This is a genomic window from Shewanella scandinavica, from assembly GCF_031932065.1.
GTDB classification, from domain to species: Bacteria; Pseudomonadota; Gammaproteobacteria; order Enterobacterales; family Shewanellaceae; genus Shewanella; species Shewanella baltica.
This window is the reverse complement of sequence record NZ_JAUOES010000015.1, coordinates 1-17,921: the sequence shown is the minus strand read 5'-3', so window position 1 is coordinate 17,921 and position 17,921 is coordinate 1. Positions and strand designations below refer to the sequence as shown.

Genomic DNA, 17,921 nt, shown 5'->3' with positions numbered 1-17,921 from the left:
CGTCTTTGAATCAAAGTCTTATTTTAAAGCGTCAGTATTTAGTAATGTGGCGGCGGCGTTTCTTCTGCCTGAGTCGCCATATTACTCGGTTCCATGTCTTGCAACTTACCAATTAACATGTGAATTTGGTGCTGCTGGTGAGCCACAAGTCGATTCAATTTGATCACTTCTTGGTTTAACTCTTCGACTGTGAGCTCTTGAAAAGCCAATTTGGTTTCTAGATCTTCAATCTGTGCTTGTACGCCTTGCATGACTAACCTCTATTGCTGCCAAGTCTCAACTAAGCCTTGGCTACTGATACTAACGACTTTATTGGTATCTCGAATTGCCACAGAGTATACAACGGCTCCTCGATTTTGGCTGTTTTTAGTGAGTGCAACCTGCCATTTTTCGATTTCCTTACCCGAGTCACGTTGCCACAATATGACTTCCCGCGCCGGCGTTCCCGTTAATATCTGGCTGTCTTGTTTGATAAACCTCACAGCAGAAAAGTTCATCTGCCGACGTGTAATATCTAACTGATTTAACAGCTTACCGCTAGTGTTATCCCAGATTTTGGCTTCATTTGTGCTGCCATTGGTAAAACTTAGTGTGCCACTGTCGTTAAGCGCCACTTTAGTGATACGGCTGCCTAAGGTCCAGGTATGAAGCGGCTGACCCGTTTGCGCCTGCCAAAGAATCGCCTGCATATCATTCGAACCCGTTAATGCTAAACGGCCATCCGCGGAGAGTGAAACGCTATTGACGCGATCTTTATGTCCCAGAAATTTGATTAAGGCACTTTGGGCAGCATTGAGCGACATAACTGAACCATCATTTAAACCAATGAGTAGTGCGCCATTATCGGCTACCGCCACGCTTTCACCGGATGAAGGCAAAGACCACCATCCTAGGGATTTTCCGTCGGCTATTCTCCACATGGCAACTGAATCTCGGCTTAACGACGCAGCAAATAGTCCGTTGGGCGAAATCGCCGTACCTGTGACGCCAGTATTGATATCGCCATGTATCCATTGGTATTTAAGTGTATGGGTGCTGAGATCCCAGCATTGGACTCCACTACTTTGGGTGGCGACTAAGGCGAATTGTCCATTGCTCGACAGACTCGCGCTATAGCTAGCTTCCGTGGTGAGAACGCTAATGTCTTCCGCTTTAGGATGGCAAGCTGTCAGAAAAATTGTGCAAATTACCAGCAGTAGATTTTTCTTCATGAACTTGCTCCCTAAGTTGCTGTCTTTAGACTTGATCAAGTGACATTAATCACTGTTAACCCATAAAGAATCTAGTTGGTATAACCGAGATAACTAGTATAAAGTTGTCTCGCTTAGGTTATTGTAACCGCTTGAGGATGCTGAGGAAGCTTTAATGAAATCGATTTATAAATTATCGTTAGTTGCATTGGCTGTTATTGGCCTATCTGCTTGTAATCAAGAAGAAAAAGCAGCTGCTGCGAGTACAAGTGTTGAATTAACGACAGAAGCTCAAAAAGAAGCTTACAGTGTAGGCGCTTCAATCGGTCGTTACATGTCTGGCCATATCAAAGAGCAAGAAGAATTAGGCCTGCCAGTTGATCGCACTCTGATTGTCACTGGTTTCACTAATGGTCTGAATGACCAATTAAAATTAACCGAAGAAGAAATGCAAACCATTCTTCAAGGTCTAGATAAAAAGTTAAACGATAAACGTCAGGAACAAGCCACTGCGATTTCTGCTAAGAATATCGAAGATGGTAAAAAATTCCTTGAAGAAAACAAAGCTAAGACTGGCGTAGTGACCACTGAATCAGGCTTACAATACGAAGTATTAACACCTGGTACTGGCGAAAAACCTGCTGCTGAAGACACTGTAGAAGTGGATTATGTAGGTACGTTAATCGACGGTACTGAGTTCGACAGTTCATACAAACGTGGTCAAACGGCTAAGTTCCCACTGAATCGCGTGATCCCAGGTTGGACCGAAGGCGTTCAATTAATGCCTGTTGGCGCTAAGTACAAGTTTGTTATTCCTGCAAACTTAGCCTACGGCGAGCGTGACACTGGTACTATTCCACCCAATTCCACACTGGTTTTTGAAGTTGAATTGAAATCAGTTGAGAAAGCGTCTGCAACGCCAGCCGCTGAACCAGCAGCTAAAAAGTAATGAATTAACTGCCGCGTTTATTACGCAGTAAGTGAAATACCGCTCCTAAATGAGCGGTATTTTTTTGTCTGTAAAAATCACATTATAGTTTTAATGCTTAATTTATTGCCTTGCTATACAAGGTTTACAGCCTTAACTCATGTTTAATTTTATATAGCAATCATCAATCTCTATCGGCTATTACAATGGATGGTATTAATCATTAACGTTAGCTCGCTTTAGCGTTGGTTTTATTTCAAAATAATGAAGGCTAAATTACGTTTTAATGATATCTACTATCTTTTAAAGCGCCGCATTCTTTACATTTTATTAGGTATTGCATACCGATAAAAATCATTAAAATATCACATTAAAATATTGGTTATTATTTGTACTCGCCAGTGCTTTGGTTGAGCTTGGGTGTATTACTCTTACTGTTTGTTTTTATTTGGCTAATACTTTTGAATTATTACCTTGTTCTTCTGTGTGAACAGTGCTGTGTCCATAATCATTTACTCATCAATGTGTTACATTGGTAATGTGCGATCTTGCCCTCTTTTTTTACGCATTCAACTCTGAAATAATCCGCCCGCACGTTAATAGAAGTTAGCGGCAATATTATAATAATGGGGTTGATGATATGGATAATGTTAATAAGTTAACGGCTATTTCTTTAGCTGTAGCAGCGGCTTTACCTATGATGGCAAGCGCTGATGTGATGATTACCGAATATGTTGAAGGTAGCTCAAACAATAAAGCGATTGAACTCTATAACGGCGGCGATACGGCAATTGATCTCGCGGGTTATAAACTGGTTCGTTATAAAGATGGTGCAACTGTTGCGTCAGATATGGTGGCATTAGATGGCCAATCCATTGCGCCTAAAACGACTAAAGTGATTTTAAATTCTAGCGCTGTGATCACGCTTAACCAAGGTGTTGACAGTTACTCTGGCAGTTTAAGTTTTAATGGTGGTGATGCGGTCGCACTCGTTAAAGATGATGCGGTTGTCGATATTATTGGCGATGTGCCTACTCCTGCGGGTTGGGGATTAGACGTTACCTTAAAACGTAAATTAGATGCGTTAGTGGCGAATACGGTATTTAATGCCGCCCAGTGGGAACAATTACCTAAAGATACCTTCTCAGGTTTAGGTTATCTAGAAGCTCCAGCTGAGCCAGAAGTGCCGCTCTTTAGCTGCAGCGGCGCTAAAATAGTGCCGATTTATCAAGTACAAGGTGCGGGCGAGTCTAGCCCATTTGTACCAGAAGGTGCATTTGAGTCTGAGGCTGAAGTGACAGTGCGTGGCGTAGTGACTGCCCGTGGCGAAAGCTTGTTTAAAGGTTTTTATCTACAAGAAGTGAAAGGTGATAACTCACCGTATACCTCTGATGGTGTGTTTGTATTCTTAGGTGAAGCGGCGCCTGAAGCAATTCAACCTGGGGTTGAAGTGTGTGTACAAGGTAAAGTGAAAGAATACTTTGGCTTAACTCAAATCGATATTAAAGCCGATAAGAAATTTGAAGTCGGTGCTAAGGGTGAAGTCCCAGTTGCCGCGCCTTTCTATGTCGCCGATGGCGAAACCTTAGCGCAAGCATTAGAGCGTTATGAAGGCATGAATGTGGCTTTAGATGCGGGCAGCGATCTTAAGATCAGCCGTACCTTCAGCTATGATTACGCAGGCCGTCGCAACAACATGTTAGTGTCTTATAAAGAACCGCTAATGAAGTCGACACAGCTTTATCCCGCGCTTTCTGCTGAAGCGACTGCGTTAGTTAAATCTAACCTGGAAAACCAGCTCTTTATCGAATCTGATTACAAACCTGCCGACGGTGTTATTCCATACTTCCCTGATTTCAATGTGGAAACGGGCTACATCCGTGTGGGCGACCAACTGACGAACCTGCAAGGTGTGATTGGTTACAGCTACGGCGCTTATCGTTTAGTGGCAACTAACACTATTACAGCGGGTGATTTTATCCGTGGTGATGACAGAACTGATGCCCCAAGCGTCGCCACTAAGGGCGATCTGCGCGTGGCTAGCTTTAACGTGTTGAACTTCTTTAACGATGTTGATGGTGGTGATACCAATCCATCAGGTAGTAACCGTGGCGCCCTAACGCTTGAAGAAATGGTGCTACAACGTACTAAAATCGTTAGCGCTATTACTGCCATGAACGCCGATATCGTCGGTCTGATGGAAATTGCCAACAACGGTTTTGGTGAGAAGAGTGCGATTAAAAACTTAGTCGATGCACTGAACGAGAAGCAAACGCCTGAAAACGCTTATAGCTTTGTTGAAATCACCGACGCCGACAAGTATGACGGCAAGTATTTTGGCACAGATGCTATCACTGTGGGCATGTTATACCGCGGCGGCAAAGTGACCTTAGCTGGTGCTGCTCAAGCTATCGATACTCCTGAGCAACATGCCAGTGCTGGCAGCGTGACTCGTACTAAAGATGGCAAAACTGAGACAAATCCAGGTAACGATGCTTACCAACGTCACAGCTTAGCGCAAACCTTTAAAATCCATGATGAGTCGCTGACCGTAGTCGTTAACCATCTGAAATCTAAAGGCTCAGGCTGTTTAGAAGATTGGGCTAACTTTGAAGAGTCAGTCGATCCTGCCGATCAACAGGGCAAGTGTAATGCTTTCCGCGTATCTGCCGCCAAAGTCTTGGGTGAAACGCTAAAAGACGTGAAGGGCGACTTACTGATCATCGGTGATATGAATGCCTACGGCATGGAAGATCCTATCCGTGTGCTGACCGATTTTGATGCGAGCAAGTCAGAGCGCGACATCATGACCGCTTCGTGGACGACGCTCGATGGCAAAGTATTTGAACGCCAAGGTAGCAAGATTGAAAAAGGTTATGGCCTGATCAACTTGAACACGAAAGCCCACGGTGCAGGCACTTACTCTTACAGCTATAACGGCGAGCTAGGCAACTTAGACCACGCTTTAGCCAATGCTAGCTTAGCCAAACGTTTAGTGGATATTGAAGATTGGCACATCAACTCAGTGGAATCTAACCTGTTTGAATACGGTAAGAAGTTCTCTGGTGATCTGGCTAAATCTGAAAATGCGTTCTCTGCATCGGACCACGATCCTGTGATCGTTGCCTTAAGCTACCCAGCGCCAGTAGTGCCACCAAAACCTGAGCCAACGCCTAAAGATGATGGCGGTGCTTTGGGTTATTTAGGTTTAGTACTGATGTCCTTGTTTGGTTTACAACGTCGTCGCCGTTAACCTGTGTAACGGGTGAACTCACAAGTGTTATTTGTGAGCTAGACTGAAACGAAGGGATGGTTCGCCATCCCTTTTTTAGTTGTTTTTTTCAGTTTTTATTAGGAGTGAGTATGGATACAGTCTCAAATCCGCTGAAAACCATTAAAGCGAAAGCGCCACTGTGGTTTTACTTTGTCGCAACGCTCAGTTTATTGTGGAATATCATGGGGCTGATGGCCTTTGTGATCCAAATGACCATGACGCCGGATGCCTTGGCGCAAATGAGCCCAGATCAAATCAAACTCTATGAAACCACGCCGGCTTTCGTTGATGCGATATTTGGCTTTGCTGTGGTGTCGGGCGTTTTAGGCTGCTTATTGTTGTTATTACGAAAATCCCTTGCCTATAAAGTGCTGGTTGCCTCACTTATCGCGGTTTTGTTGCAAATGAGCTATGTGTTTTGCATTCAACAAGCGGCTGTGGTGCTGGGGGCTGATGCGTTAATCATGCCAAGTGTGGTGGTGATTTGGGGATTGTTTCTCGTCTGGTTTAGCCAGTTGAGTATTACTAAACAATGGTTAGCTTGAGTCTTATTTTTGCCAATATTGACGGGACTGGCTTAGCGCAAACTAGTTGAACTTCATCTACTTCGCAGTAAACTGCTGATTGGTTTTATTGACTAGGAAGTTGCAATGAGTATTTGGTTTAGAGCTGTCACGTTAGAGGATTGCGCGCGTTTAGATGCCGGTATGGGCGGCAAAGGCACCTTGATGCAGACCTTAGGGATTGAGATCAGTGAAATTGGCGACGATTACATGAAGGCTACTATGCCTGCGAGCCCTGCGGTGCATAACCCTTTGGGGATAGTCCATGGCGGCGCGAATGTTGCGCTTGCTGAAACCGTTGCCAGCTATGCAGCAAACTTTGCGGTGGATTTTGAGCAGTACTATTGTGTCGGCCAAGAAATTAACGCTAACCACTTACGGGCTTCCCGTAATGGGCTATTAACCGCCACGGCTAAGCCTATTCATTTAGGAAAACGCAGCTCTGTATGGGAAGTGTTAATCCATAACAGCGCCGGTGAACTGACTTGTATTTCACGGATGACGGCGGCTGTCGTTAAACGTTAAGTGCTAAGTGCTAAGTGCTAAATGCTAAATGCTAAATGCTAAATGCTAAATGCAATAGCCCAGCCTATTTCCTGTGGTGTGAATGGCGTATCAATCGTTTGATTTAAATAATATATGAATAAGGATTGGATATGGATAACGCGACAATTTGGGAATGGGTTGGTTATTTAGCGTCTGTGGTCGTTGCAATATCACTGATGATGTCAAACATCAAAAAACTGCGCTGGTGGAATCTTATCGGTGCGGCATTATTTGTGGCCTACGGCGTGGCAATTGGGGCTTATCCTGTTGCCTTAGTTAACTTTTTTATCGTACTGATAGACACTTATTATCTGGTTAAGCTTTACCGCGAAGCCGACTCACCCGCCAGTTAATGGCAGCGCATTATCTTTCTCTGCTTTTTTGTACCGCACTCAACTTTACAGTAATCTGTTTCATCCCTGCGAGCAGCCATTTGGTTTTTCAGCCGCACCTTAGTGATGTGAGCGGACCATTGGCTGTGAGTCCGCGCAATCGTTTATCGACTTTGCTATTTTTCTTTTAATCTTTTTTGTAGATTGCATGAATCTAGTTTAATCGTTTTATTCTTTGCTGGCGATTCTCTATTCTTGCTCCATCGACAACACGTCGCCAGCCAAGGAGATAAACCATGGCCACCATTTACGATTTAATTGAAACCTGGTTAACCAGCAATCAAGACTAAGGAGCAGGGCATGAGTCAACAACATCAAACAAGTCAGTACTTAACGAGCCAAAACGGCGCCCCAGTGGCCGACGATCAAAACTCTCTGTCAGCGGGTGAACGTGGTCCTTTGCTATTACAGGATTGGCATTTAATTGAAAAGTTAGCCCATTTCAACCGTGAGCGTATCCCTGAGCGTATCGTGCATGCCAAAGGTACTGGCGTTTACGGCACATTTACCCTGACTAAAGATTTAAGCGATTACACCATTGCCGACCATTTCAATGGCGTTGGTAAGCAAACCGAAACCTTTATTCGTTTCTCAACCGTCGGTGGCGAAATGGGTTCTGCCGACGCAGAGCGCGATCCACGTGGCTTTGGTTTACGTTTTTATACTGCCCGTGGTAATCACGATATCGTGGGTAACAACACGCCGACCTTTTTCTTACGAGATGGGATTAAGTTTCCAGACTTTATCCATACGCAAAAGCGTAATCCTAAGACAAACTTAAAAGATCCGCAGGCTATGTGGGACTTTTGGTCATTGAATCCTGAAGCTATGCATCAAGTGACCATTTTGATGTCGGATCGCGGTATTCCAGCCAACTACCGTCAAATGCACGGTTATGGTTCACACACTTTCTCGCTGTGGAATGCCAAGGGCGAGCGTTTCTGGGTGAAGTTCCACTTTAAGTCCCAGCAAGGCGTGGTCAACTTAACCAACGAACAGGCTGATAAATTAAAGGGGATAGATCCCGATTCATCACAGCGCGATATGGTGGTGGCGATCACTGATGGTAATTTCCCGCGTTGGACTGTTAACGTGCAGATCATGCCTGAGGCAGATGCCAATACTTACCATATCAATCCATTTGATTTAACTAAGGTTTGGCCGCATAGCGACTATCCATTACTTGAGATTGGTGTATTAGAACTGAATCGTCTGCCACAAAACTATTTTGCTGAAGTTGAGCAAGTGGCATTGGCACCGAGCAATTTGGTCCCAGGCGTCGGGGCTTCACCCGACAAGATGTTACAAGCGCGTTTATTTGCCTATGCCGATGCCCAGCGTTACCGCATTGGTGCTAACTACAATCAATTGCCAGTGAACTGTCCGCATGCCGCTAAGGCAAATCATCATCAACGTGCAGGTGCGATGGCGGGCACACAATGCCCTTACCATGGTAGCCAAACGGGTGGCGACGCTTCGGCAAACTATGGCCCGAACAGCACTGCTGATGCCTTGGTTGAGCCAGTAAACTTTAGCGAACCACCATTGCGTTTAGAAGGTGAAGCGGCGCGTTACATTCGTTATAACCAAGACGATTACACCCAAGCGGGTAATTTGTATCGCATCTTCTCTGAAGCGGAGAAAGCGCGCCTAGTGGCAACGATTTCAGGTTCATTAAGTCAAGCGAGTTTAGATGTGCAGCAACGTATGGTGGCGCATTTCGAACAAGCCGATGCGGATTACGGTCAACGGATTAAAACGGCATTAGGGCTATAAGCTGCGTTTCTAAGAAGTTAAGCTTCTAAGTCGACACTGTTTATCTCAATAAAACCGTCGTAAGTAGAAAGGCCAGTGATGTTTATCACTGGCCTTTTTGTTGCCTTAATTCAATATGATCAATGATCTAGAACAGTAGTGTTGCTACGCCTAAGAGTGCGAACAATACGGCGCAGCCACGGTGTATCCACAACATAGGCAATTTTTCGGCGCTGAAGTGGCCTGCGATCACTACGGGTACGTTGGCAAGCAGCATGCCTAAGGTTGTACCTGCCACCACCATAGTTAATGAATCGTATTTTGCGGCTAACACTACCGTTGCGATTTGGGTTTTATCCCCCATCTCGGCGATGAAAAACAGGATAAAGGTGGCGAGGAAGGGACCCATTTTGTAGAAACGGCTCTCTTCAGCATCGACTTTATCTGGGATTAACACCCAAAGAGCGATCGCGAAGAAGGACGCAGCCACTAAATAGCGGGCAAGATCTGGGCTGACCCAGTTAATCGCCCATTGGCCAATCCAAGCGGCGGCAAAATGGTTGAATAACGTTGACAGAAAAATGCCTAAAATAATGGCGGTTTTATTTTTAAATCTTGCGGCGAGAATAAGTGCAAGCAATTGAGTTTTATCACCAATTTCGGCAATAGCAACCGTAAAGGTTGAGGCAAGTAGGGCTTCCAAGTGTGATCCTTTAGGGGTGGTTAAGACATAAGCACAATAAACCGTCCACCCCTAGGTGCAGTCATTGTGCTCAGGTCTTGCTGGGCAAATCGATGATTTGCTGTGAACACCATGGCGTGTGGCCAAGTATGTTGATGTTCACCCTGGATGACGATGGCTCGAAATCCAGTTAGCTACTCCCCCGAAGCGAGGTGGGCATTATACCTAAGTGAACTTCGGTTTCAAGCACCAGTTTATCGCAGTAGACACGAATGGATGTTTGACAGGTGTCAGAAAAATACCGCGCAACATTCTGTAATTATATGAATATAAATGGGTTAATTTTTTGACAGCGTTGTCTTTTGTTGCTAATTTAGCCAGGTCATTTCTACTTGATTACATACTATTAACTCGTAGTGATTCGATGACACCTACCGTATTTGGCAAACTAATTGAAAAGTTAGGACGCAAAGCTTCCGGTCTAAGGTTGTAAATGGATTTTTTAGTGAACTAAGATAGCGGAGTTGCCGCAGAATTCGATTTCTGTGAAAGATAAACGACTGCTGTTTAATGCTGTTGTTTGCCCAAATACCACTTTTATACCTAAGCCCAAGCCAATACTGGCAAAGATGGGTGCAAATGGAGTGCATTAAAGTGGCAAATCCTACTGTTTTTTCCCCTGTTTCTAAATTGAGTTTATTGGCCGCCGCAGTGATGGCGGCAAATACATTTGTGAGTATTTCTGCACAGGCACACGGTTATGTTGTGGCGCCAGAGTCACGTTCCTATGCCTGTAAAACCGGCAATAATACCAACTGTGGCGCGGTGCAATGGGAACCGCAAAGCGTTGAAGGACCATCGGGTTTTCCTGAGTCAGGTCCTGCGGATGGCAAACTGGCGAGTGCGGGTAATGGTGCTTTCTCGCCTTTAGATGAACAGAGTCCCAGCCGTTGGTCAAAGACGGATATCAAAGCGGGCTGGAATAAGTTCAGTTGGCAGTTCACTGCCAATCATGTCACCCGTAATTGGCGTTATTATTTAACTCGCCAAGATTGGAATCAAAACCAAGCTTTAAGCCGTGCGAGCTTTGACTTAGCGCCATTCTGTGTAGTCGATGGTGGCATGGTGCAGCCGCCTAAGTTAGTGACCCATGACTGTTATGTGCCAGAAGGTCGCAGCGGTTATCAAGTGATTCTAGCCGTGTGGGAAGTGGGTGATACCACCAACAGTTTCTACAATGCTATCGATGTGAACTTAGATTCGGGTCCCGTCGTACCGGGTGAATGGCTAGATGTGGGCGACATCAATCCGTCACTCGATCTCAAGGCGGGCGATAAAGTGATGACCCGAGTGTTCGATGCCAATGGTGAGCAACCAGCTAAGCAAACAGTGATTACTATTAGCGATGCGACTCAAGGTGATAAACAAAATTGGCCTTTTCTATTAGCGAGCGCGATTAATGCCCAGCAGTCTCAGTTAAAAGCGGGACAAAAAAATGCATCAGGTGTGATTGAGCCTGTGTATGGCAAAAACGACATTTTTACTGCGACGACTTCAGGTATTGAGCGTGTCGAAGTGGGATTTGATCTGGCGCCCGCACCGGGCAACAGCTTAGAGGTCACTTCACTTGCCGACGATTATCAAATTATCGACGGCGCGGCGCAGGTTCGTTTTGACGTCACCAGCAATGCTGAAATGTTAGTGTCTGCGTATTTGTTTAGCCACGATGGCACGGCTGCGGGTTTTGTGAGCCAAACCGTTAATAATACTAGTGCGAGCTTAGTGTTAGACGTGGTTGCGCCTAAAGCAGGGCATTATCACTTGCAGGTTAAAGCTGAGCCTAAACAAGGTGATGTTATTCAGCAGAACTTTGATCTCTTCTTAAAGGATCAAGCACCAACGCCGGAAGCGGATTTTGTCTTCCCTGAAGGGGTGAAAGGTTACGTTGCGGGCACCACAGTGTTACAGCCTAAAAATGGCAAAGTGTATCAATGTAAGCCATTCCCCTATAGCGGCTATTGCATGCAGTGGTCGGCTTCTGCCACAGGATTTGAGCCAGGTGTTGGCGCTTCTTGGACTATGGCGTGGACTGAGCTGTAAATTAACATGTTGAGTTAATCGATTCTCAACATGATGTGATTGGGCTTAAACACAGCGAATATGTTTAAGCCCATATTCAGCGCGCTCGCGACAGTCAAAATATACGTTTTACCTCGATTCACCCACAATGCGGCATCCCATGTATTTCCAACAAAGGTAGCTATTTTGTTAGCTTGTATGTTTTCGTTTATCACAGCGCTATTAAGTTGTTACCGTACAGTGCGCGACTTATCTTTGTTCACAACTGGCTTGCCCACTGGGTTTGGCTCTGTTAATGTCCCAAACTATCTATTTTACCTATGTTGTTATTAGGATTATCACAATTGAAAGTCATGTCACTTTTATGCAACCGATTTAGTTAGCCTCAATGGCTACTGGGTTGAAATATTCAAAAGCTATTGGGGCCAATTGATCTGCAGGAATGAGATTCGATTGGATGCTTTTTGAAGCTGCTTTAAGTGATGTGTTGCTTATTTCGATTTAAGACGCAAGGCTTTATCGGTTCAAATCTTACTCAAATAAAATAATAATTAATCATTGAACAGGACTATTGTGTGAATTCAAAAATGTTAGGCTCGATCGCCATCGTTGCCGGGACGGCCATTGGCGCAGGTATGTTAGCCTTACCTTTAGCCACTGCAGCTTTAGGTATTATTCCAGCGTTAGTATTACTCGTTGTTATTTGGGGCGTTTCTGCCTATACCTCATTACTGATGCTCGAAATTAACTTACGCACTGGCGTGGGCGATAACGTGCATGCTATTACGGGTAAATTACTGGGTAAAAAAGGTCAAATCATTCAAGGCGCTTCTTTCCTGAGTTTATTGTTTGCCTTGACCGCGGCTTATCTCACTGGTGGTTCTTCGTTATTAGTGCTTAAAGCGAAGAACATGTTCGATATCGTGCTCGATAATCAAGTCGCCGTATTGTTGTTTACCTTAGTGTTGGGTGGATTTGCGGCGCTCGGTGTAGCTTGGGTCGATAAAGTGTCCCGCTTCCTGTTTTCGTTAATGATTTTACTGCTGGTGGTTGTGGTGTTATTTCTCCTGCCTGAAGTCAGTATTGCCAGCATGGCAACGGGCGCGATTGCCGAGTCGATGACCAGCAGTTGGATGGCGGCGATTCCCGTAGTGTTTACTTCGTTTGGTTTCCACGTTTGTATTGCCACTTTAGTGCGTTACCTCGATGGCGATGCGGTTTCGCTGCGTAAGGTATTGTTAATCGGCTCGACGATTCCACTGGCTTGTTATGTGCTTTGGTTGTTAGTGACCTTAGGCACAGTAGGCGGCTATGAAGTCAGTGGTTTCGAAGGTTCATTACCGTCACTGGTGACGGCATTGCAGGATATTGCCCATACGCCTTGGATCAGCAAATGTATTTCGTTATTCGCCGATTTAGCCCTAGTGACCTCATTCCTCGGGGTGACCTTAAGCCTGTATGACTTTGTCGCCGAGTTAACCCGTGCTAAAGAGACGTTTGCCGGCCGTATACAGACCTGGTTGTTAACTTTCACTCCGCCAGTGTTATGTGCTCTGTATCTGCCAGAAGGCTTTGTGGCGGTACTGGGATTCGCGGCTGTACCATTGGTGGTGATGATCATCTTCTTGCCAATTGTGATGGCATTGCGTCAACGCCAAACACAACCGGGCGGTTATCAAGTGTCGGGTGGTTCTGCAGGCTTAGTGATGGCAGGTTTGTTAGGCGCTGTGATTGTGGGCGCCCAGCTATTTGTTGCAATCTAACGGCTTAGTATTTAATTCGCGGCTAGCGTCAGTTTTGTAGCGAACGCCGCGGGGTAATGCTGATGTAATGTAGCTGATGTAATGTATTTGCTTTGTAAGCGAATTTTTCCGAGTCTGTTATAAAGTGTATTCGATGTGATAAAGTCAGGCCCCGGCCTGACTTTTTGCTTTTTAGGTTTTAAAGCGAGTGATGCTGGGTTTTAATACAGTGACTTAAGATAAAAACAACACGATTAAAACGAGAACATGGCCCAGCTTGCGCGTGGCTTCATTCACATAAAACGGACTTAACACAATGAAAAAATGGTTACTCACTGTTGCCGTGGCCGCCAGTTTTGGCGCTCAGGCTGACGAAGGTATGTGGCAGCCCCATCAGCTGCCCGCTATGGCCGATGAGCTTAAAGCAAAAGGGCTAGAAATTGATGCCAAATCGATTTCAAAACTCACCGAATTCCCAATGAACGCAGTGATCAGCCTTGGTGGCTGTACCGCGTCATTCGTATCGCCAAAAGGCTTGGTGGTCACTAACCATCACTGTGCCTATGGTGCGATTCAATACAACTCCACCCCAGAAAAAAACCTGCTACAAGATGGTTTTTTAGCTAAGACCTTCGCCGATGAATTACCTGCCACACCGGGTTCACGTGTGTATGTGACCGAAGATGTGACCAATGTGACCGAGCGCGTAAAAGGCGGGCTCGAAGGTAAAGTGGGTAGCGATTTCTATCAAGGCGTTGAAAGCCAAGAAAAAGCATTAGTGGCTGAATGTGAAAAAGAAGACGGCTACCGTTGCCAAGTGTATAGCTTCCACGGCGGTCTTGAATATTATCTGGTTAAACAACTGGAAATTCGCGACGTTCGTTTAGTCTATAACCCAGCCGCGAGCGTGGGTAAATACGGCGGCGATGTCGATAACTGGATGTGGCCACGTCACACCGGCGATTTCTCTTTCTATCGCGCTTATGTGTCTAAAGCGGGCAAACCTGCCGATTTTAGTAGCGATAACGTGCCATACGAGCCAAAAAGCTTCTTAAAAGTATCGGCTAAAGGCGTGAGCGATGGCGATTTTGTCATGGTGGCTGGCTACCCAGGTCGCACCAACCGATATCGCACCGCCAATGAAGTACAAAATCAGTTCGAGTGGGCTTATCCAGAAGGTAAGTTATTGCGCGAGCGCTTTATTGAGATCATTAAAGATACCGCGCCAGAGGGTAGCGACGAACGTATTAAGTACGAGAGTCAAATTGCTAGCCTTGCAAATTACGCGAAAAACTTCACCTCGATGATCGAGTTTTATGGCAAATCCACCATGCTGGCGGACCGTAAAGCCCGCGAAGCTGAGCTTGCCGCGTGGATCGCTAAAGACAGCAGCCGTGAAGCGAAATACGGCAAAACCTTAGCGGAATTAGATGCGTTAATTGCCAAGAGTAAAGCGCATCAAGAGCGTGACATGATCTTAAGCTACATTGGTAGCACGACTATGTTGCCAACGGCGCGCAGCTTGTATCGCTTAGCGAACGAGAAACAACTGCCGGATATGCAGCGTGAACCGGGCTTCCAAGAACGTGATATGACTCGCCTCAAAGCAAGCATGGAGCGTATCGACCGTCGTTATGCGCCAAGCGTCGATAAAGCCGTGTTATTCGATATGCTGAAACGCTACGCCGCACTGCCAGAGGACAAACGTTTACCTGCATTGGATAAAGCCTTTGGTATCGATAAAAAGTTCAGTGAAGCTAAGCTTTCGAAAACCTTAGACAAAATGTACGCGAAAACTGAGTTAGGCAAAAAAGACGTGCGTCTGGCATGGATGGATAAATCCGTTGCCGATTTTAAAGCCTCTAAAGATCCTTTCATTCAATTCGCCGTGGCTATGTATGACACAGATATGGCTGAAGAAAAGAAAGAAAAAGAACTGGATGGCGAGCTGATGAAAGTGCGTCCTCAGTACATGGATGCCATCATTGCCTACAATCTTGAGCAAGGTAAGCCTGTGTATGCCGATGCGAACTCAAGCCTGCGTGTCACGGTTGGTCATGTGAAAGGCTACTCGCCAAAAGACGGTTTAGTGGCAGTGCCATTCACTCGCCTTGAAGGCATAGTGCAAAAGGACACAGGTGTTGATCCTTTCGATGCGCCGAAAAAAGAGTTAGAGCTGATTAAGCAGAAGCAATACGGTGATTTCTATGTGAAAGCCATCGATTCTGTACCGGTTAACTTCTTGTCGACGTTAGACACAACCGGCGGTAACTCAGGTTCACCCACCCTAAACGGCCGCGCTGAATTAGTCGGTCTGCTGTTCGATGGTGTCTATGAAAGCATTATTGGCGACTGGGCATATGACGATAACATCAACCGTTCTATCCAAGTGGATAGCCGCTATATGTTGTGGGTCATGAAGTATTTAGATCATGCCGACAATTTATTAGCTGAGATGGAAATCGTTAAGTAATCCATTGCCGCACCAGCAATGGTGCGGCCTATAGTGGTATAGTGAATTTTGATTAATAGCATTCAAGCGCAATTTAGCGCTCTTTGAATCCAGCCATAACAAGATAATAAAATAGCGATAAACTCACAGGGTTTATCGCTATTTTTTTGTGCAATGACTGCTGATAGCTGTTGAGATAGCAGTCTTGATAGGCGTGCCATAGCATTAGCTCAACTTTCTAGCATTAGCGGAACCGTGGATTGAAAAATATACGCAACATATTTTGGGGGCTGAAATGTGTTGGAAAGTAGTGCCGGAGGACCTGCATCTTTAGTTTTTAGTGGGCTAGCATTGGTTGGTATCCACGTATATAGGCTTGCCATGGCATTGACTCGTCGACACGCAGCAAGTCCATCCTTGGATGCTCGACCGCCCCGTCCATGGGGCAGACGGTCGTCTCGAAAATCACCATAGCTCACCTTTTGGGCACTAGTGTAACCAGTCTGTATGAAGGAGATACCCAGCAAGCTTTTGGACAAAAGCGTGCTACGTTTTGCGCGAAATTCTCTCCATTTCGGATAAACAAAAATAATCCTAAACGCTGAGTCGTGAGCAACTTAAGGATGTAACGTTTGGCTTGAGGCTTTACCTTTACACCATTTGCCGCTGTTATGCTGCTTTTTAAATGCACACATGCTATCCCATCGACCACTTATGCCACTGTATTGACGACGAAACTCTTTGGCTGATGTGAGCCACGCATCGGGCGCTATACCTAATTCATTGAGTAGTTTCGGTCGTTGATTATCGATATAGCCTTTCTTATCAAGGCGGATGGCGCGGCCTGTCCAATCAATCAGTTCGAGATAATCGGCAAAGTGAAAGGGAATACCCACTTGCTGATTCAGGTGAGCTGCGCCATCGAATTGGACGAGAGACTTGTGGGGAATATGAGCTTCATTAGTTGAGAAGTCAGTTTGTGGCACAGGGAGGGTTAATGGATGATTTGGGGTGTTTAGCGAGTTAATTCGCTCCTGAATCGATGTAAAATCAGAGGATTGCAAAGAATCGGCAATGCCTGCTCTGATTGGATTTAAATCCACATACATCATACACGCGAGCAGGGCTTGCTCATCTAACAGCGCTTGCGACTTAAAACGGCCTTCCCAAAAGGCGCCTTTACACTCATCTTCACGATTGGCCTTGCGGGCAATTTCTTCATTTAAACAGCGCATAAACCAACTGATACTACTTAATCGTTCATGCCACTCTGCAAGTAAGCGATCAAGTAACATCACTTCACCGTCGATTAAAGCATCACCATTCATATACTTAGTCGCGACAGCATGGCCTTTAGTAATTTGACACCAGCGACGAATAATATCTTTTTGCGTTAGCGATTTGGCCTTGTCGACATCAATTTTAAGCACTAAATGATAGTGATTACTCATCACCGCATAGGCACAAATATCGATACAAAATATCGCGGACAAGGCTTTGATTTTATCGACAATCCAGCCACGTCGATGCTCGTAACTGCGACCAGTGAGCTTATCTTCACCACACAAAAAAGCCCTTCTGACACAGCGATTTATCACATGATAGAAAGGTGTCGCATTAGCATCAATTAACTGTCTTCTGGCCGAGGTCATAGCAAACTCCACACAGACAAAATCAAGATAATTTAAAGCTTAAAGCCTAGTTGAAGGTGCTGAAAAACACAAAAAGATATGGCTGTCCCCGCATTTTAAAACTGGTTGTTAATGAACAGAAAAGCCAAGTGGTAGAGGTAGGTCAAAGCAAGTTCCTCGGTTTTACCTTTAACCGCGGGAAGATCCAGTGGCATGCTAAAACATTACACATTTTTAAACAAAAGATGAAACGCCTGACGAACCGAAATTGGGGCGTTAGCATGGGATATCAATTGTTTAAAGTACGGCAATACATGCAAGGCTGGATCAACTACTTTGGCATAGCCAACGCTTATCAAGGGTGTGTCGATTTAGACCATTGGATCCGTCGTCGAGTGCGTATGTGCTACTGGCGTCAGTGGCGAAAACCGCGGACTAAGGTACAAAACTTACTTAAACGTGGCGTCAGGATCCAAGCTGCCGTTGCTTGTGGGATCACAAGTAAAGGCCCATGGCGGAGCTCGAAAACACCAGGAATACAGCAAGCGCTGAGTAATGAGTATCTTAAGAAAGCAGGATTGTATTCACTGAGAGATGGATGGATCGCGGTTCACTATCCGAACCAGAAAACAGGTTAGGCGTTCTAAATGAACCGCCCTGTGCGGAGCCGCATGCAGGGTGGTGTGG

The 17,921-nt window shown here is 45.4% G+C and carries 13 protein-coding genes, 1 pseudogene and 1 riboswitch; of the genes and pseudogenes, 10 read left to right on the top strand and 4 right to left on the bottom strand.

Annotated elements, in window-relative coordinates; all coding sequences use genetic code 11:
• Positions 1-38: 38 nt before the first annotated feature.
• Entirely contained in the window at positions 39-251 is a 213-nt protein-coding gene (locus Q4Q50_RS13780; protein WP_006080410.1) for a SlyX family protein, read from the bottom strand.
• 9 nt (positions 252-260) lie between these two features.
• Positions 261-1,211, bottom strand: coding sequence for a WD40 repeat domain-containing protein (locus tag Q4Q50_RS13775; RefSeq protein WP_311899769.1), 951 nt, complete (start codon positions 1,209-1,211; stop codon positions 261-263).
• Positions 1,212-1,365: 154 nt separating this feature from the next.
• Between Q4Q50_RS13775 and fkpA the strand changes: the two genes are divergently transcribed.
• From fkpA to katB, 6 genes are all read left to right on the top strand, one after another.
• Positions 1,366-2,139: an FKBP-type peptidyl-prolyl cis-trans isomerase gene (fkpA, locus tag Q4Q50_RS13770; protein WP_311899767.1), complete on the top strand. Its 774-nt coding sequence runs from the start codon at positions 1,366-1,368 to the stop codon at positions 2,137-2,139.
• Positions 2,140-2,758: 619 nt separating this feature from the next.
• On the top strand, positions 2,759-5,371 hold the full coding sequence (gene exeM, locus Q4Q50_RS13765) for an extracellular exonuclease ExeM (RefSeq protein WP_311899765.1): 2,613 nt from the start codon (positions 2,759-2,761) through the stop codon (positions 5,369-5,371).
• Positions 5,372-5,481: 110 nt separating this feature from the next.
• On the top strand, positions 5,482-5,937 hold the full coding sequence (locus Q4Q50_RS13760; protein ID WP_006080417.1) for a hypothetical protein: 456 nt from the start codon (positions 5,482-5,484) through the stop codon (positions 5,935-5,937).
• Positions 5,938-6,042: 105 nt separating this feature from the next.
• Complete coding sequence (locus tag Q4Q50_RS13755; protein WP_006080418.1) at positions 6,043-6,480, top strand: PaaI family thioesterase; 438 nt, start codon at positions 6,043-6,045, stop codon at positions 6,478-6,480.
• A 131-nt stretch (positions 6,481-6,611) separates the two neighbouring features.
• Entirely contained in the window at positions 6,612-6,854 is a 243-nt protein-coding gene (locus tag Q4Q50_RS13750) for a YgjV family protein (RefSeq protein ID WP_006080419.1), read from the top strand.
• Between the two features lie 339 nt (positions 6,855-7,193).
• A complete protein-coding gene (gene katB / locus Q4Q50_RS13745) occupies positions 7,194-8,669 on the top strand; it encodes a catalase KatB (RefSeq protein WP_311899764.1) in 1,476 nt (491 codons plus the stop codon).
• A 127-nt stretch (positions 8,670-8,796) separates the two neighbouring features.
• Here katB and Q4Q50_RS13740 read toward each other — a convergent pair whose 3' ends face one another.
• Positions 8,797-9,351, bottom strand: coding sequence for a TMEM165/GDT1 family protein (locus Q4Q50_RS13740; protein WP_006083964.1), 555 nt, complete (start codon positions 9,349-9,351; stop codon positions 8,797-8,799).
• A 411-nt stretch (positions 9,352-9,762) separates the two neighbouring features.
• A riboswitch (cyclic di-GMP riboswitch) is annotated at positions 9,763-9,862 on the top strand.
• 122 nt (positions 9,863-9,984) lie between these two features.
• Here Q4Q50_RS13740 and gbpA point away from each other — a divergent pair.
• The 3 genes from gbpA (at position 9,985) to Q4Q50_RS13725 (ending at position 15,624) form a co-directional block, all read left to right on the top strand.
• Positions 9,985-11,430, top strand: a complete 1,446-nt coding sequence (gbpA, locus tag Q4Q50_RS13735; RefSeq protein ID WP_311899762.1) for an N-acetylglucosamine-binding protein GbpA — start codon at positions 9,985-9,987, stop codon at positions 11,428-11,430.
• 566 nt (positions 11,431-11,996) lie between these two features.
• Positions 11,997-13,172 (top strand): aromatic amino acid transport family protein, encoded by a 1,176-nt coding sequence (locus tag Q4Q50_RS13730; protein WP_311899821.1) that lies wholly within the window; start codon positions 11,997-11,999, stop codon positions 13,170-13,172.
• A gap of 295 nt (positions 13,173-13,467) precedes the next feature.
• Positions 13,468-15,624, top strand: coding sequence for a S46 family peptidase (locus Q4Q50_RS13725; RefSeq protein WP_311889814.1), 2,157 nt, complete (start codon positions 13,468-13,470; stop codon positions 15,622-15,624).
• Between the two features lie 596 nt (positions 15,625-16,220).
• Here Q4Q50_RS13725 and Q4Q50_RS13720 read toward each other — a convergent pair.
• The gene (locus tag Q4Q50_RS13720) at positions 16,221-17,255 is read right to left on the bottom strand and encodes a transposase (protein WP_311899760.1); all 1,035 of its coding nucleotides are present in this window, start codon (positions 17,253-17,255) and stop codon (positions 16,221-16,223) included.
• Between the two features lie 53 nt (positions 17,256-17,308).
• Between Q4Q50_RS13720 and Q4Q50_RS13715 the strand changes: the two are divergent.
• Positions 17,309-17,872, top strand: a pseudogene (locus Q4Q50_RS13715) (group II intron maturase-specific domain-containing protein); the annotation flags it as partial.
• Positions 17,873-17,921 lie beyond the last annotated feature (49 nt).

What these genes read in the sequence shown, in the direction of transcription:
- Q4Q50_RS13780 (WP_006080410.1), bottom strand. Translation starts at nt 251, where the DNA reads ATGCAAGGCGTACAAGCACAGATTGAAGATCTAGAAACCAAATTGGCT.
- Q4Q50_RS13775 (WP_311899769.1), bottom strand. Translation starts at nt 1,211, where the DNA reads ATGAAGAAAAATCTACTGCTGGTAATTTGCACAATTTTTCTGACAGCT.
- fkpA (WP_311899767.1), top strand. Translation starts at nt 1,366, where the DNA reads ATGAAATCGATTTATAAATTATCGTTAGTTGCATTGGCTGTTATTGGC.
- exeM (WP_311899765.1), top strand. Translation starts at nt 2,759, where the DNA reads ATGGATAATGTTAATAAGTTAACGGCTATTTCTTTAGCTGTAGCAGCG.
- Q4Q50_RS13760 (WP_006080417.1), top strand. Translation starts at nt 5,482, where the DNA reads ATGGATACAGTCTCAAATCCGCTGAAAACCATTAAAGCGAAAGCGCCA.
- Q4Q50_RS13755 (WP_006080418.1), top strand. Translation starts at nt 6,043, where the DNA reads ATGAGTATTTGGTTTAGAGCTGTCACGTTAGAGGATTGCGCGCGTTTA.
- Q4Q50_RS13750 (WP_006080419.1), top strand. Translation starts at nt 6,612, where the DNA reads ATGGATAACGCGACAATTTGGGAATGGGTTGGTTATTTAGCGTCTGTG.
- katB (WP_311899764.1), top strand. Translation starts at nt 7,194, where the DNA reads ATGAGTCAACAACATCAAACAAGTCAGTACTTAACGAGCCAAAACGGC.
- Q4Q50_RS13730 (WP_311899821.1), top strand. Translation starts at nt 11,997, where the DNA reads ATGTTAGGCTCGATCGCCATCGTTGCCGGGACGGCCATTGGCGCAGGT.
- Q4Q50_RS13725 (WP_311889814.1), top strand. Translation starts at nt 13,468, where the DNA reads ATGAAAAAATGGTTACTCACTGTTGCCGTGGCCGCCAGTTTTGGCGCT.
- Q4Q50_RS13720 (WP_311899760.1), bottom strand. Translation starts at nt 17,255, where the DNA reads ATGACCTCGGCCAGAAGACAGTTAATTGATGCTAATGCGACACCTTTC.